We start from the raw sequence: 15,661 nt of genomic DNA, 5'->3' as shown, positions 1-15,661 counted from the left end.
AGTTTTGGCTGTGCTGATTGCGGCGGGGAAATACCGGATCCCATTCCGAACTCCGAAGTCAAGCCCGCCTGCGGCAATGGTACTGCACCCTTAGGTGTGGGAGAGTAGCTCTGCGCAGCCTTTTAATTTTCCCTTTAGTGGGTTCGTAGCTCAGTCGGTAGAGCATTTGCCTTTTAAGCAAGTGGTCCCCGGTTCGAATCCGGGCGGACCCACCACTAAATTTAAAACCCCGAAAGAAGAAATTCTATTCGGGGTTTTTTATTGTCTATTATCTAACTATCCTACTTATTTCTTTACAGATAATAGTTGATTTTATTTGAAGCAGTGTTATAAGAAGTTTCTGTTTTTTGTCTCTTCTCAGTTGAAGGATTTATTGTATGGCAAAGTCAAAAGCTAAAATTAAAGCCAAAATAGCTAAGTCAAAAGGGAAAGTTAACAAGGCGATTAAAAATAAAAAGTCTGCTGCTAAACGTTATAAGTTAACAGCAACTGGTCTTGTTAAGGTTCCACATGTTGGCAAGCAACACTTGGCAGGTTCTAAGAACCGTAGTCGCAAAAATCGCTTGAAAAAAGCTAAAATTATGCGTGCTGAAAGTTCAAGGTTAGTTTCTCGTTGTATTCCTAACGGATTATAATTATCAGGCTGTTCATTAAGCCTTTGGAAATTAAAAAGTCCATAAAACACTCATCTATTTAGTTAGATTTGGTATATGTAAGTTTGTTTTAAACAGATGAATGGCTATCTAAGGTTTGTCTAAATCAGACAGCGCCATCATTCTCTAGGAGGTCATACAATGGCTCGTGTAAAGCGTGGCTTTAAACTTCGTCGTCGTCATAAAAGAGTTCTTAAGTTAGCTAAAGGTTACCGTGGAGCTCGTAGTAGACTTTACCGTACTGCAATTCAAATTGTTCGTAGAGCACTTTGTTATGCTTACCGTGACCGTAAAGTTAAAAAACGTGATTTTCGTTCACTTTGGATTCAACGTATTAACGCAGCTTCCAGATCCCATGGTTTGCCATACAGCAAATTCATGAATGGCTTGAAAAAAGCAAATATTACACTTGATCGTAAACAACTATCTGAAATAGCTGTTCACGATGATGCTGTATTTGCAACTCTTGTTAAAAAGTCAATGGCTGCTTTATCTAAGTAATTATTGTCTTGGACTCGGAGCGTAGCGCAGCCTGGCTAGCGCACTTGCTTGGGGTGCAAGAGGTCGCAGGTTCAAGTCCTGTCGCTCCGACCATTTCGGTTATTTTTTTTTGAATTTTTTTAGAGAAACCGACTTAAGGCAATTCTCGCTATAGGTGATACTAATGAAACATCCTATTTTAAAATCTTTTGAATCCATGCACATGCGTGCAAAACAATTACCAAGCTTTAAAGCTGGTGATACAGTTTGCGTTTGGGTTAAAATCCAAGAAGGTGCTGAAAAAGACGGAACTCCTAAATACCGTCTTCAATCTTTTGAAGGTACAGTAATTCGTTTCCGTAAAGGGACAACAAATTCTACTTTCTTAGTTCGTAAAATGTCTTCCGGCGGTATTGGTGTTGAACGTAACTTCTATGTTCATTCTCCACTTATTGACCATGTTGATGTTAAAGTACGCGGTAAAGTACGTCGTTCAAGAATTTACTATATTCGTAAACTTCGTGGTAAAGCTGCACGTATTTCTAGCCGTTATGTTTCTGCTGAAGAACTTAAGAGCTACGAACAACAATAAAATTCAATTTTTCGTAAGTTAAAAAGAATTTAAAAAGAGAGTTCACATTAAATTGTGGGCTCTTTTTTTTATAAATTTTTAAAATATTCAAATCTTAAAATTCTAAAATCATCAATTCATTCATATTAAATATTGATTGAAATTCAGTCAAAAAAAATTCATTTATAAAAAAATAACATAATAAAAATATTGATTAATTTAAAATTATTGGATGAAAATCAGTCGTTTTTTTTAAAAAATGATTTAAAATCAGTCATTATTATATCAGTTTTGAAAAGTTATAATTTTATATACATGAAATCATTAAATAAAATATCAAAAAAAATTTGGCATAGTTCTTGCATTACTACTCAATTAAGAGAGATTTATTTCTAAATCTTTCTAAAATCGATTCACATTTAACAAGATGATTGGGTAATTATGACTAGCTTAGATTTAAATATAAAAAACAAAAATAGTTTATTGAGACAAGAATTAAGTTTTGGAATATGTAAAAAGAAAAAAATAAAATTGAATCGAAAAAGCGAATATTTTTCTAAATTACAAGTTCCATTAGAAATGGCATTAAAAGAAGTTGCACAATCTGCATATGCCTCAAAAAGATGGATTAAGCTTTGTCTTAGCTATGTTGAATTTGTCTCCCCTTCTGAATCTTCACGAGAACCAGCTCGTTTAATGAGGCTTCTTTCAGAGTATCCTACAGGTTTGACTAGAGAGGAAATGTTAAGTTATTTTTATGAAAATTATTTAACTTCATCTTTAAATAGGAAAGAAAGTTTAAGAATTTGCCTTGAAAAAATAGTGCAAAGAGCTCGAATTACATTCATAAAATATGATTTAACAATTCATTATTGTAAAAACTCAAAAAGATATTTTATTATGCCTTTATTTTCAACAGAGGATTTAAATAAAAATTCAAAATCTTAAATATTGTTGAAGATATATTCTTCATTTATATTCCCTAGGTGAAAATCTTTAAGTCTCAAGATTCAATCGGGGGTAATTATGTTTGTTCCAGATCTTCTTAGTTCGAAAAAAATTCTAGTCACGGGTGGTGGAACTGGCCTTGGTAAAAGCATGTCCGAACGTTTTTTAACTTTAGGTGCAGATGTAGTAATCTGTGGCAGAAGAGAAGAAGTTTTAAAGGAAACCTGCCAAGAATTTAATTCCAAATTTAAAGATAAAGCATCTTATCAAGTTTGTGATGTAAGAGATCCGCAGGCAGTTGAAAAAATGATTGATGATATTTGGGCAACTGGACCAATTGATATTTTATTAAATAATGCAGCAGGAAATTTTATATCTCGTACTGAAGATTTATCACATAGAGCTGTAGACATTGTTTTAGATATTGTACTTCATGGGACAACTTATGTCACTCTTGCTTGTGGAAAGCGCTGGTTACAAAATAAATTAAAAGGAAACGTTTTAAGTATAGTAACAACTTATTCTTGGACAGGTTCGGCATATGTAGTTCCTTCTGCTATGGCAAAAGCTGGCGTCTTGGCGATGACAAGAAGTTTAGCAGTCGAATGGGGTGATCGCGGAATTAGAATGAATGCCATTGCTCCAGGCCCATTTCCTACAAAAGGGGCCTGGGATCGTCTTGTGCCTAATGCAGATCTAGGAAAAATTTTAGAAAGTAAAAATCCTACTGGAAGACATGGCGAGCATATAGAATTAGCAAATTTGGCTTCATTTTTAGTTTCAGATTATGCTGGATTTATTAATGGAGAAGTTGTTACTATTGATGGTGGTGAATGGTTACAAGGAGCAGGTGAATTTAACTTTTTAAAAGCGATGAAAAATGAAGATTGGGAATCTTTAAGAAGAAAAAAATGAAATTTTTAAATAAATTGAAATTATTTATTTAAAAATGATGCATGAAATTTTATATGATCTTCTATAAAAGTTGAAATAAAATGATAGCTATGATCATATCCTTCTTGAAAACGAAATGTTAATGGTTGATTCATTTTATTACAGACTTCAATAAAGTTTTCAGGTAATAGTTGTTTTTCATGGTAAAAATCATCAGATAGTCCTTGGTCAATTAAAATATTATCTATTTTAAATCCATTATTAACTAAACATGTAGCGTCGTAATCATACCAATCTGATTTATTATTACCAAGATATTCTGTAAAACAATTTTTTCCCCATTGTGAATTAATTGGATTACAAATAGGAGCAAATGCGGAGGCAGATCTAAATATTTGTGGATTTTTTAAAGCACATATAAGAGCACCATGTCCACCCATTGAATGTCCAGTAATAGATTTAAATGATTTTAATATTGGAAAATATTCTTCAATTAGAGAAGGTAATTCATATACTATATAATTATACATTTGAAAATATTTAGACCAAGGCGTTTGTGTTGCATTCAAATAAAACCCAGCCCCAATACCTAAATCGTATCTGTCTTTTGCATCGGGTATATTTTCTCCACGAGGACTGGTATCAGGAAAAATAATAGCAAGACCAAGCTCTGCTGCAAAACGTTGTGCACCTGATTTCACTCTTGCATTTTCATCTGAACAAGTTAGTCCTGAGAGCCAATAAATAGCAGGTACTTTTTTATGAATTGCTTTTGGAGGTAAAAAAATAGAAAAAGTCATTTTTGAATTACATGTTTTGGAATAATGAGTAAATCTTTTTAAGTAACCATTAAATTCTTTAATAGATTCTAATTGATCCATATTAGTTATTCTCACATATTAAAATAAAATTACGCTTCTAATACTTGTACCATTATGCATTAATTCAAAAGCTTTATTTATGTCTTCTAAAGGCATCTTATGTGTTATCATGCTATCAAGTTCAATTTCGCCAGATAAATAACGATTAACATAATCTGGTAATTGCGATCTTCCTTTTACACCTCCGAAAGCGGTACCCTTCCAAGTTCTTCCTACAACTAAATTAAATGGGCGAGTTGATATTTCTTTTCCAGCTCCTGCTACACCAATTACCGTAGAAACTCCCCACCCTAAATGAGTACATTCAAGTGCATCTCTCATAACATGAATATTACCTATACATTCAAATGAATAATCTACACCGCCATTAGTTATTTCTTTGATATATTCACTAATAGATCCATTTATTTCTAGAGGATTAATAAAATCTGTCGCTCCTAAAAATTTAGCCATTTGTTGTTTATTTGGATTAACATCTATGGCAATTATGCGTGAAGCTTTTGCCATAATAGCTCCCTGAATTACTGAAAGTCCAATTCCTCCTAATCCAAAAACAGCAACTGTAGAGCCAGGTTCTACCTTTGCCGTATTTAATACAGCGCCAATGCCTGTTGTAACTCCACAACCAAGTAAACATACTTTTTCAAGTGGAGCTTCTTTATTAATTTTTGCAAGTGCAATTTCGGGAATAACAGTATATTCAGAAAAAGTAGAACAGCCCATATAATGATAAATTGATTTCCCATTTTTAGAAAAACGTCTTGTTCCATCAGGCATAAAGCCAGTCCAAACAGTAGAAGCAATAGATTGACATAAATTTGTTTTAGAAGATTCGCAGTATTTACAATTTCCACATTCAGGAATGTATAACGGGATAACATGATCACCTGGTTTTAAATTTTTAACACTAGGTCCGCATTCTAGAACAATACACCCACCTTCATGTCCTAATATGCATGGAAAAACACCTTCAGGATCTTCTCCTGAAAGCGTAAAAGCATCGGTATGACAAACACCAGATGCAACAACTTTTAATAAAACTTCTCCTTCTTTTAGTTTTTCTATTTCAATCTCTTCGATCTCTAAAGTTTTTTTTGCCTCCCAGGCAACAGCTGCACGTGTTTTCATTTGAAAATAATCTCCAAATAGTGATTAAATAAAAATATTAAAATTATTTAGTTGTTTGCAAAATATCAATAAATTATTTAAAACGTAACAATCAGTAACAGGTCTGTTCGTTTTTGATTGAACTATGAAATTAGCTATTTTGTCAATGTAAGTTTAATTATAATATAAAATTAATTTATTGGGAAAAATATGAAAGCTCTAGTTTATTATGATATTGGAATTAAAAAATGAGAAGAGAAAGAACAGCCGGAAATTTTGAAACAGTCAGGTTGATTTAGATGAAAATCGTTTGGAAATTTCAAAAACATTAGGAACTAACATAACAATTAATAATAAAAATGGATCGGCTGTTGAAGAAATTTTAAATTTAACAGCTGGTTTAGTTCATACTTCTACCATTCCTATGTTTATGAAAGCAATAATAAATGGAAAATGCATATCATGTTTTTAAAAACGCTGCTGAATACAAAGCTCTTAAAGTAATGATTACAAATGATTTAATATAAATATTTTAAAATTCTTTAAATATATTTGAAGGAGAAATATTTTTATCTAATAAATTATTCCATACTGCATTAACCATACCAGGTGAACCACAAATATAAAAATGAGAATTTATTGTTATTTCACTTAATAAATTTTCAATACCTAACAAAATGTTTCCTTTTTGTTTATTAACAAAATTTCCTTCTTCTGCGATAAAATGAACTTTTAAAAATGATGCGTGTTTTTTAGAAAGTTGAATAAAGTCATTTTCAAAAGAAAAAACCTCCGCTTTTTTACATGCATAAATAAGATGAATATTATTTTTTAATTCAAGATTATTTTCAATCATATCTAAAAGTAAAGATCGAACTGGAGAAATACCAGATCCACCGGCAAAAAGAAAAATAGGTACATTTATATTTATTATTTTAAAATTTCCTTTTGCTTTATCGAAGTAAATTTTATCTTTTATGGTTAAATTTTTCCAAAAATTAACACCTCTTCCTTCACCTGTAATTTGAATGCATAGTTCTAAATAATTTTTATTTTTTGCTGAGCTAGCAATTGAGTAACAAAATTGAAATTCTCCTTGATTATCTTTCATATAAATAGGTATATATTGTCCAGATTCAAAATAAAAATTATCTGGTCTTGTTATTTTTATAATTAAATAATTAGATTCAATATTTTCAATTTCTATAATATTTGATTCATAATCTGGAGTTTTAGAAAATTTATCAAAAAAAATTTTTGTCATTAAAAGTTAACCTTTTTAAAAATTAAGATATTTCTTTTAGTATTTTTTCTGCAAATTCTTTTTTAGTTTTATTATCCATTTTTTTAATTTCATTATATATTACTCTTTCATTAATATTTTGATTCCAATAATCTAATGATTCTTTGCCAAATAATGCATATTTACCAACTAATTGACGTAAAACCTCGTTAGTGGGCCCCATGACCCAGCCTGCCTTTGCATCTCGCAAATATCTTTCTATTCCTAGCTCTGGTTTGTAACCCGTGCCACCACAAGTATGAAGCATTTTATCCGATACCTTAGCAACATTTTTTGCGCAAGAAAATTTTAATTGCCATAGCCAATGTAACATTTGTGTACGAGGGAGAGTTTGAATGTCATTGTGAATGGACCAATCACAGTTTTCTGTTTTTTGATCTAATGCTTTTGCTTGGTGAAAATTAAAGGAGCGACTTGCATTTGTTTCAATAATACATTCGCCTATATAATCTTGAATAGTAGGATAATCTGCAACTCTCATTCCAACGTCATTATGTTTCTTTTTTGTGGTATGGTTTTTTGCAATATCAATCATTCCCATAGCAATCCCATTCCAACATGCCGAGGAGCATAATAAAAAGAAAGGATCTACTGCTTCGTCATTTGATTGAGCTCCATCTCCTATAGGGCCTATCATTCGATCTTTAGAAATTTCTACTCCATTTATTTCTAATGGACCAGATTGATTTCCTCTTAATCCCAAGCCATCCCAAGTTGCTGGGTTTGTTTTTACTTCATTTTTCCATATTAAAAAACAAGACAAGTCAGAGTAGTCACCTTTGAAATCAGGACTCGTTGTTTGAGTAACGTACCAGTCGGCAAAACCTCCTGAGGTTGTCCAAGAAGATTTTTTATATATTTGCCAACCATTATCTGTTTTTTCGCATTTTGAAGATAAGTGATACCAAAAGTGTGAACCTGTTTCAGGATCTGAATAGGAAACAGTTCCAATTAATACTTCATTATTTATTTTCGATAATAAATTTTTTATGCAGGCATTATTATGATGTCTTAATAAAATTGCGCTCAATGCAGCAATATGCATAACGTAACACATTGCAGTACTAGCGCACCCATATCTTGCAATGGTTTCAACGACCATAGTTGCGCATGTATGATTTTCTCCCATACCGCCAAATTCTTTTGGAATAATAAGTCCTAGTAAACCAATAGAGGCAAGTGCTTCAAAGTTTTTTCTTGGATAGATTAAATTTCGGTCGCTTTCAATTGCATTTTTTCTAAGATTGGACTCGCATAATTGAATTAATTTTGTTTGAATTATTTTTTGTTCTGAAGTGAGATCCCATTGAGGATCGAAATCATATGACAAACCCCAAAAATTTTCATTAGCCCATTTTTTATTTTCATTATTTTGAAAACTCATAAAAAACTCCTATTATTATATATTGAAAATTTTTATTATTAAAATTTTAGAAGAGCTTGGGTAACAATTTTTTCGAATTCATTTATTAAAATGTCATAAAAAATCAATAATTGCAAATATTTATTTTGATTTATTTTTATTTTCTTAATTCTATTAATAAATGGAGAGCTATTTAATTCATATTTTAAAATCTAACTTATTTTGATATATAAAAATAGTTACTTTATAATTATATTTCTTCAGATTTTTTTATTAATGATTCACCAAATTCTCTTAATTTAACTTTATCCATTTTTTTAATTTCGTTGTTTAAAACGCGTTCATTTATTTTGTTATTCCAAGCATCAAGTGAATCAGGACCAAGAAGAGCTAATTTTCCAATTAATTGTTTTAATACCTCATTTGTTGGAGCCATAACCCATCCTGCTTTTGCATCTCTTAAATATCTTTCAATTCCTAAAGCAGGTTTGTATCCTGTTCCTCCACAAGTATGTAGCATTTTATCTGAAAGATATGTTACATTTTTTGAACAAGAAAGTTTTAATTGCCATAACCAAGACATTTTTTCTGATTTTGGATAATGATTTTCTTGTTTATAAATTTCCCAGTCACAATTATTTGTTAATTTATCTAGAGCTTCGGCAATTTGAAAATTAAAAGCACGACAAGTATTCGTATCTGCAATTGACTCGCCAACATAATCTTGAATAGTAGGATAATCAGCGATTCTTAATCCGACATCATCATGTCTTTTTTTAGTTGTATGATTAACTGCAATGTCAATCATTCCCATTGCAACTCCATTCCAACAAGCTGAAGAGCACATTAGAAAAAAGATATCTGGAGATTCATTATTTGTTTTATTTGCTTCACCTGTTTTGCCAATTAATCGATCTTTTGGAATTTCGACTCCATCAATTTCTAGAGGACCTGATTGATTTCCTCTCATTCCCATTCCATCCCAAGTGGATGCTCCCGTTTTTATTTCATCTTTAAATAATAAGTAACAAGATAGATTTGAGTAATCGCCATTAAAATTAGGACTCGTTGTTTGGACAAGATACCAATCTGCGAATCCTCCTGATGTTACCCATGAAGCTTTTTTAAAGACTTTCCATCCTTTTTCTGTTTCTTCTGATTTTGAAGAAAGAGGGAACCAGGCATGACTGCCTGTTTGTGGATCAGAATAAGCAATAGTCCCAATTAATACTTCATTATTTATTTTAGGTAACAAGCTTTTAAAGAATGGATTTTCATGATGTCTTAATAAAATAGCGCTTAAAGCTGAGATATGCATAACGTAACACATAGCCGTGCTGGCGCATCCGTATCGTGCAATGGTCTCAACAACCATTGCAGCGCAAACATGACTTTCACCAAGGCCACCAAATTCTTTAGGAATAATTAATCCTAGCAATCCTAAACTAGCTAAAGCTTCAAAATTTTTTCTAGGAAAAATTAAGTTTTTATCGCTTTCTATTGCGTTTGTTCGCAAGGTAGTTTGGCATAATTCTATCAAATTTTTTTGTATATTTTTTTGTTCATCAGTTAAATGCCATTGGGGGTCAAACTCAAATCCTAGTCCCCAAAAGGGATTATTGTCCCAAATTTTTGAATTTGTTTTATGAAGATTCATTCCTTAATTCTCCTTCAAATGTTCTATGCTAAAATTTAATAAATATTTTTATAAAAAAATATAAAATATGAATTATTAAAATTCAGTTTACTTAGTTGTCATAAATTACAAATAAACGCAAATGAATCAAGTTAAATTAGTGTGATATATATTATAATTTGGTTATGCGCTCTACTATTTAATAAATCTATTTTCAAATTAAATAATAGATTTCATATTGCTTGAAAAAACTACTACAATAGGCAAAATTACTTCTTACCTATTTTTTACTCTAACGTAATTTGGATTTACCTATGGCAACATCTGTACTACAGTTTTTAGAACCTTCTAAAATTAAAATATCTAATAAAAAAGAAACAATTGGTTTAGGTATTTCGAATATTTCTTTACTTCTTAAAAATACAAAAAATAAAAACAATTTAATAAAAAATAAATATATTTTTATTGGAATTCCTGACGATAGAGGGGTTATAGCAAATGGTGGAAATCCAGGAGCAAAAGATGGTCCTGACTCTTTTCGTAATTGCTTCTATAAATTATATGATACATGTATTCGAAAGTTTAATCCTAGTACACATAAACCATTTCCACCACATTTAGATAATAGAGATAATTCAACATTATTTTCAGAATCTTTTTTTGATGCTGGAAATATTATTTTAGCAGATACAATTAAAGAAACACATGAAAGATTAGCATCAGTCGTCGAATATTTTTTGGATCATGAAGCAAAAATGATTTTTGTAATTGGTGGTGGTCATGATTTTACTTATGGCAGTTACAAGGGCCATGTTTCATCTCGGAAAAATGAAATTATTCCAATTGTAAATTTTGATGCGCATTTTGATTTAAGGCCAGATGATAACGGAATTATAAATAGTGGAACAGCATTTTATCGTATTATGAAAGATTTAAATGCAAATATAATTGGTGGAAAAGGTTTACTAGAAATTGGAATTCAAAGAGATAGAAATCCTCAATCATTGACTTCATTTGCAAATCAAAATCAAATTCAAACAGTAGAATATTTAGCATTATTAAATGTATGGAGAGATATTGCTCATGGACATGCACAAACCCCACTTGAACATATTCGAGATCATTTAGATGAATGTGCTGCTTTAGGATTTGATAGAATAAAAGGCAGTGTTCATATTTCATTATGTTTAGATGTATTTGATCAATCTATAGCTCCCGGTACAAGTGCATCAACTCCTTTTGGTGTTCAAATAAAAGATCTTGCTCAATCAATTACATTTATTGCCAAATCCCAAACATGTCGTGTTATGGACATTGCAGAACTGTGCCCATCAAGGGATACTCTTGAGATGACATCACGATTATGCGCTTCCCTTGTTTATCGCATTGCACTTTTACGGGAAGAATATTCTTCCAGATTAACTTAATCGTACTCTTGTCGCATTCATGAATATGAGTTAGTGGAACTCGTTGAGGAGGAACTTGTATATGGAGCAATCCGTTTATTATGTTGGCATGAATCCATATTTGCCAATATTGCTCATATTAATTTTTGGGCTTGCACTTGGTCTTGGTGTCAGTGGCGTATCACTCTTTCTTGGTCCTAAAAAACCAAATTCAAGTAAACTAGAAGTTTATGAATGTGGTTTGCCGGTTACAAGTTCTGCTGAAAACCGCTTTTCAATCAAATTTTATTTAACAGCGATATTATTTATTCTTTTTGATATTGAAACAATATTTATGTACCTTTGGTCAACTGCGTTTGATTATTTAGGTTGGTTTGGAATTGTTGAAGTTGGTATTTTTATCGCAACTTTATCAATTGGCTATATTTATGTGCTTAAACGCGGCGCACTTCGCTGGGATTAAGGAGATTGGGAATGATAGAAATTAGTTTTACTCAAATTATCAGTACTATTCTTCTTATGCTTCTTGGCATAGCAGTTGGTGCTCAAGTTGCTCCTATAATGAGTTGGGTTGAGCGCCGTCAATGCGCAATTATTCAAAGGCGATTGGGCCCAAATCGTGTCGGATTTTTTCAATTCCGCTTATTAGGTTTAGGACAACCCATTGCAGATGCAATAAAACTTTTATTTAAAGAAGATTTTGTACCACCTTATGTTCACAAAGCATTTTATGTTCTTGCGCCCGTTGTTCCTGTAGCAACAGGATTAGCTGTTACTGTTGCGATTCCATGGGGAAGTCACGTTGTTGTAAATAACCAAATTATAAATCTACAAGCTGTAAATTTAAATTCAGGTTTTCTTCTTATTTTTGCTCTTTCATCATTAGCTGTATATGGCGTTACTTTAGCTGGATGGTCTTCAAATAATAAATATTCTTTATTAGGTGGACTTCGTGCATCTGCGCAAATGGTAAGTTATGAAGTTGCTATGGGATTGAGTATTATACCTCTTGTATTTATTTGGGGTACTTTAGATTTACAAACAATGATTACAAAGCAATCTGAAATACTTTGGGGATTTTTGCCAAATTGGGGATTCATTCATGCCCCCATTTCATTTTTTGTTTTTATTGTTACTATATTCGCTGAAACAAATCGTCTCCCATTTGACTTAGCTGAAAGTGAAGGAGAGCTTGTTGCTGGTTTCTTAACAGAATATGGAGCAATGCGCTGGTCTTTATTTTTTCTTGGCGAATATTCAATGATGTTTGTAATGTGTGTATTAACTGTTTCCTTATTTTTTGGTGGATATGAGTTACCATGGCTTTCTCAACATTATCTACTTGAAATATTAAATCCTCAAGTTGGTGAAGTTTTAGCAAGATGGATTTTATTACCACTTGGTATTATCGTATTATTAACAAAAGTAATTTTGTTAATGTGGATATTTGTTCAAGTTAGATTTACTATTCCTCGTTTTCGCTATGATCAACTCATGAAATTAGGTTGGATATACCTTCTTCCAATTGCACTTATTAACCTTATTATTACAGCAATTGTTACAGCGATTGTTAAATTTCATTAATAGAGCAAAGGGAATTTTTTATGATTACTCAAATATCATTTTTAATTATGGGTGTCATGGCAGTATTTTTATCTGCCTTAATGATAACTAGAAAATGGCCCGTTACCTCTGCAATGTTATTAATCGTTGTTATGATGTTAATTGCTGGAATGTACGGATTGCTAGGCGCTCATTTTTCAGCAGTCGCACAGATTATTGTGTATGCTGGCGCTATTATGGTTGTATTTGTCTTTGTTATTATGCTTCTTAATTTACCTCCTGAAGAACTTAGATACGGTAGAATAACAATAGGTGAATTATTATTAACTGCTTTAGGATTTATTGTTGCTTTATTTCTTGGCACAAAAGTAGGACAAGGCTATTTAATATCTAATTTAAATTCAAATTCTTTAATTAATGCACGTCCTCCATATTATCCTGCATCCATGAACGAAAATGTGAAAAATGTTTCTGCATTAATGTTTACAGATTATTTATGGGCGTTTGAATTAATTAGTTTTTTAATTTTAGTAGCTATAGTTGGCGCAATTGTCATAGCAAAGAAAGCGAAGGTGAGTGATGCCAAGTCTGCCTGAACTCGGTATTTATTTTTCATTATTATTATTTATTACTGGCTTATTTGGAGTCATGTTCAGAAAAAATTTAATATTTATGATGCTAAGTGTTGAGGTTATGTTAAATGCAGCAAATTTAGCATTTATTAGTGCAAGCAGCATGACAAATACAATAGATGGCCAAGTAATTATGTTTTTTGTAATGGCTGTAGCTGCTTGTGAAGCGGGAATAGGACTTGCACTTATTATTTCTTTATACCGTGCGAAGTCAAGTGTTGAAATTGACGACCTCAGAATACTGAGAGGATAAAGATGCAAGAACAAACATTACTTACTTTAATCGTTTTATTACCTTTAGTTGGTGCTCTTATTAATGCTTTTGCATTAAGAGCGGCTAATGTTGGAATCGTTTGTATGGTCGCTACATTTGTTGTAGCGCTTCCCTTTATATTTTCAGTAATGCTATTTATGGGTCCTGTTATCCAAGGAAATACATTAACAGTTGATTTATTTAATTGGGTATCAGTTCCTTTAGTGAATGGAAAAGAATTTAATATTTCATTTGGTTTAACTGTAGATAGACTTTCTGGAATATTTCTTCTTGTGATAACTGGCGTTGGTTCATTAATTCATATGTATTCTGGCGAGTACATGCACCATGAAAAACGTCCATACCGATTTTTTGTTTACTTAAATTTATTTATATTTTCTATGCTATTGTTGGTATTAGGCTCTAATATGCTTGTTACCTTTTTGGGTTGGGAAGGCGTTGGTGTCTGTTCTTATTTACTAATTGGTTACTGGTATGAAGATAAAGCCAACTCAATGGCAGCAATAAAAGCATTTATAGCAAATCGCGTTGGTGATGCGGGCTTTTTAATTGCTATGTTTCTTTGCTATATGTTATTTAAAACGATCAATTATGCAGAGTTAGCAGCTATTATTGCAGCATCTCCACAAACTTTTTTAGCAGAAAATTCTGTTGAAATAACATTAATTGGACTTTGTTTATTATTGGGAGTTGCAGGAAAGTCTGCACAAATTCCTTTATATACATGGCTGCCTGATGCGATGGCTGGACCTACCCCTGTTTCTGCATTAATCCATGCGGCAACTATGGTAACATCTGGTATCTATTTAATGAATAGATTAAGTTACGTTCTTGTTTTAAGTCCTACCGTAATGACAACAATTGCGATTGTTGGTGCAGCTACCGCAATTTTTTCAGCAACTATTGGATTTGCACAAACTGATATTAAAAAAGTTCTTGCTTATTCTACTTGTAGCCAGCTTGGTTACATGGTGATGGCTTGTGGTGTTGGCGCTTTTCAATACGGTGTATCTCATGTTGTTACTCATGCTTTCTTTAAAGCTTGTTTATTTTTGGGAGCAGGAAGTGTTATTCACGCTCTTCATCACGAACAAGATATTCGAAAAATGGGTGGACTTTTTAAAAAAATGCCAATCACTTCAGTTACTTTTTTAATTGCTACTTTAGCAATAATTGGTTTTCCTGGGTTTTCTGGATTTTTCTCAAAAGATGCTATTTTAGCTGCTGCTTGGGCAGGGCCTTTTGGAAGTCCAATATTATGGTTAGTTGGTTGGGTAACAGCAGGTTTTACCGCTTTTTATATGTTACGTTTAACTTGGCTTGTGTTTTTTGGAGCTTGTCGAGCAGAACATCCCGATCAAATTCACGAAACAAATTTTGTAATTACAATTCCATTAATAATTCTAGCAGTTCTTTCTATTTTTGGTGGACTTATTGCAATTCCAGAGGTCTTTACTGGTAAAGCAGATTTTATTACAAGCTTTCTTTCTCCCGTATTAGGTCAAGCGCAATCTATTATTAACGCAAGCGGCATTCATGCAACTCATTTAAGTCATTCCATGGAATATGGATTAATGGGAGCTTCTGTTTTAATCGTATTTGTAGGCGCTTTATTTGCAATTGCTGTCTATAAAAATGGACCAGATGGTGGTGAAAAATTTGCTAATGCATTTGGCCCTATTTATCGCTTAGTTCGTGATAAATGGAGAATTGATGAATTATATGAACTAATTCTTATACGTCCACTCGCAAAAGTAGGTAAATTCCTTTACAGCTTTATAGATAAAATAATAATTGAGGGCGTTGTAAATGGTATTCCTGAAACCTTATATACAGGAACGAGCGTTGCAAGCGATGCTCAATCAGGAATGGCAAGGAATTATCTCAAGTTTATATTTATTAGTGTGTTTATTTTTGGGTTAATTCTATTTCTTTGAGCAGTTGAGAGGA

At 32.0% G+C, this 15,661-nt stretch carries 17 protein-coding genes, 2 tRNA genes and 1 rRNA gene; 15 read left to right on the top strand and 5 right to left on the bottom strand.

From position 1 onward, the window contains the following. Positions 1 to 6: 6 nt before the first annotated feature. The 8 genes from rrf (at position 7) to GCL60_RS15405 (ending at position 3,567) form a co-directional block, all read left to right on the top strand. Positions 7 to 121, top strand: a 5S ribosomal RNA gene (rrf, locus tag GCL60_RS15440). An 18-nt stretch (positions 122 to 139) separates the two neighbouring features. After that, positions 140 to 215 (top strand) — tRNA-Lys (locus tag GCL60_RS15435). 162 nt (positions 216 to 377) lie between these two features. Further along, positions 378 to 635, top strand: a complete 258-nt coding sequence (locus GCL60_RS15430) for a bL35 family ribosomal protein (protein ID WP_148698622.1) — start codon at positions 378 to 380, stop codon at positions 633 to 635. Between the two features lie 159 nt (positions 636 to 794). Next, on the top strand, positions 795 to 1,154 hold the full coding sequence (rplT, locus tag GCL60_RS15425; RefSeq protein ID WP_153421565.1) for a 50S ribosomal protein L20: 360 nt from the start codon (positions 795 to 797) through the stop codon (positions 1,152 to 1,154). Positions 1,155 to 1,169: 15 nt separating this feature from the next. Continuing rightward, a tRNA-Pro gene (locus tag GCL60_RS15420) sits at positions 1,170 to 1,247 on the top strand. A gap of 70 nt (positions 1,248 to 1,317) precedes the next feature. Further along, positions 1,318 to 1,725 carry a 50S ribosomal protein L19 gene (gene rplS, locus GCL60_RS15415; protein ID WP_153421564.1) on the top strand — a complete coding sequence of 136 codons (408 nt, stop codon included), beginning with the start codon at positions 1,318 to 1,320 and terminating at the stop codon, positions 1,723 to 1,725. Positions 1,726 to 2,145: 420 nt separating this feature from the next. Further along, positions 2,146 to 2,652: a hypothetical protein gene (locus tag GCL60_RS15410; RefSeq protein WP_153421563.1), complete on the top strand. Its 507-nt coding sequence runs from the start codon at positions 2,146 to 2,148 to the stop codon at positions 2,650 to 2,652. Between the two features lie 78 nt (positions 2,653 to 2,730). After that, entirely contained in the window at positions 2,731 to 3,567 is an 837-nt protein-coding gene (locus GCL60_RS15405; RefSeq protein WP_153421562.1) for an SDR family oxidoreductase, read from the top strand. 20 nt (positions 3,568 to 3,587) lie between these two features. Here the strand turns inward: GCL60_RS15405 and fghA are convergent, their stop codons facing one another. Then, positions 3,588 to 4,427: an S-formylglutathione hydrolase gene (gene fghA / locus GCL60_RS15400; RefSeq protein WP_153421561.1), complete on the bottom strand. Its 840-nt coding sequence runs from the start codon at positions 4,425 to 4,427 to the stop codon at positions 3,588 to 3,590. An 18-nt stretch (positions 4,428 to 4,445) separates the two neighbouring features. Next, positions 4,446 to 5,555 carry an S-(hydroxymethyl)glutathione dehydrogenase/class III alcohol dehydrogenase gene (locus GCL60_RS15395; RefSeq protein WP_153421560.1) on the bottom strand — a complete coding sequence of 370 codons (1,110 nt, stop codon included), beginning with the start codon at positions 5,553 to 5,555 and terminating at the stop codon, positions 4,446 to 4,448. Between the two features lie 289 nt (positions 5,556 to 5,844). Here GCL60_RS15395 and GCL60_RS15390 point away from each other — a divergent pair, with 289 nt between their 5' ends. Further along, positions 5,845 to 6,006, top strand: coding sequence for a hypothetical protein (locus tag GCL60_RS15390; protein WP_153421559.1), 162 nt, complete (start codon positions 5,845 to 5,847; stop codon positions 6,004 to 6,006). Positions 6,007 to 6,066: 60 nt separating this feature from the next. Here GCL60_RS15390 and GCL60_RS15385 read toward each other — a convergent pair whose 3' ends face one another. The 3 genes from GCL60_RS15385 to GCL60_RS15375 form a co-directional block, all read right to left on the bottom strand. Beyond that, positions 6,067 to 6,798: an FAD-dependent oxidoreductase gene (locus GCL60_RS15385; protein WP_153421558.1), complete on the bottom strand. Its 732-nt coding sequence runs from the start codon at positions 6,796 to 6,798 to the stop codon at positions 6,067 to 6,069. 22 nt (positions 6,799 to 6,820) lie between these two features. Continuing rightward, positions 6,821 to 8,221 (bottom strand): acyl-CoA dehydrogenase family protein, encoded by a 1,401-nt coding sequence (locus GCL60_RS15380; RefSeq protein WP_153421557.1) that lies wholly within the window; start codon positions 8,219 to 8,221, stop codon positions 6,821 to 6,823. A gap of 229 nt (positions 8,222 to 8,450) precedes the next feature. Then, positions 8,451 to 9,857: an acyl-CoA dehydrogenase family protein gene (locus tag GCL60_RS15375; RefSeq protein ID WP_153421556.1), complete on the bottom strand. Its 1,407-nt coding sequence runs from the start codon at positions 9,855 to 9,857 to the stop codon at positions 8,451 to 8,453. 293 nt (positions 9,858 to 10,150) lie between these two features. Between GCL60_RS15375 and GCL60_RS15370 the strand changes: the two genes are divergently transcribed. The 6 genes from GCL60_RS15370 (at position 10,151) to nuoL (ending at position 15,648) form a co-directional block, all read left to right on the top strand. Beyond that, entirely contained in the window at positions 10,151 to 11,263 is a 1,113-nt protein-coding gene (locus GCL60_RS15370) for a formimidoylglutamase (RefSeq protein ID WP_153421555.1), read from the top strand. Between the two features lie 61 nt (positions 11,264 to 11,324). After that, positions 11,325 to 11,705: an NADH-quinone oxidoreductase subunit A gene (locus tag GCL60_RS15365; RefSeq protein ID WP_202614044.1), complete on the top strand. Its 381-nt coding sequence runs from the start codon at positions 11,325 to 11,327 to the stop codon at positions 11,703 to 11,705. Positions 11,706 to 11,716: 11 nt separating this feature from the next. Beyond that, entirely contained in the window at positions 11,717 to 12,826 is a 1,110-nt protein-coding gene (locus tag GCL60_RS15360; protein ID WP_153421554.1) for a complex I subunit 1/NuoH family protein, read from the top strand. Between the two features lie 20 nt (positions 12,827 to 12,846). Next, positions 12,847 to 13,401, top strand: coding sequence for an NADH-quinone oxidoreductase subunit J (locus GCL60_RS15355; protein ID WP_153421553.1), 555 nt, complete (start codon positions 12,847 to 12,849; stop codon positions 13,399 to 13,401). Then, positions 13,385 to 13,690, top strand: a complete 306-nt coding sequence (nuoK, locus tag GCL60_RS15350; RefSeq protein WP_153421552.1) for an NADH-quinone oxidoreductase subunit NuoK — start codon at positions 13,385 to 13,387, stop codon at positions 13,688 to 13,690. Before GCL60_RS15355 ends, nuoK begins: the two co-directional genes overlap by 17 nt. 2 nt (positions 13,691 to 13,692) lie before the next feature. Next, positions 13,693 to 15,648: an NADH-quinone oxidoreductase subunit L gene (nuoL, locus tag GCL60_RS15345; RefSeq protein WP_153421551.1), complete on the top strand. Its 1,956-nt coding sequence runs from the start codon at positions 13,693 to 13,695 to the stop codon at positions 15,646 to 15,648. Positions 15,649 to 15,661: the final 13 nt, after the last annotated feature.

This window comes from Silvanigrella paludirubra (genome assembly GCF_009208775.1).
Lineage (GTDB): Bacteria > Bdellovibrionota_B > Oligoflexia > Silvanigrellales > Silvanigrellaceae > Silvanigrella > Silvanigrella paludirubra.
The sequence above is the reverse complement of the archived record's forward strand: the minus strand, read 5'-3'. Positions and strand labels throughout refer to the sequence as shown.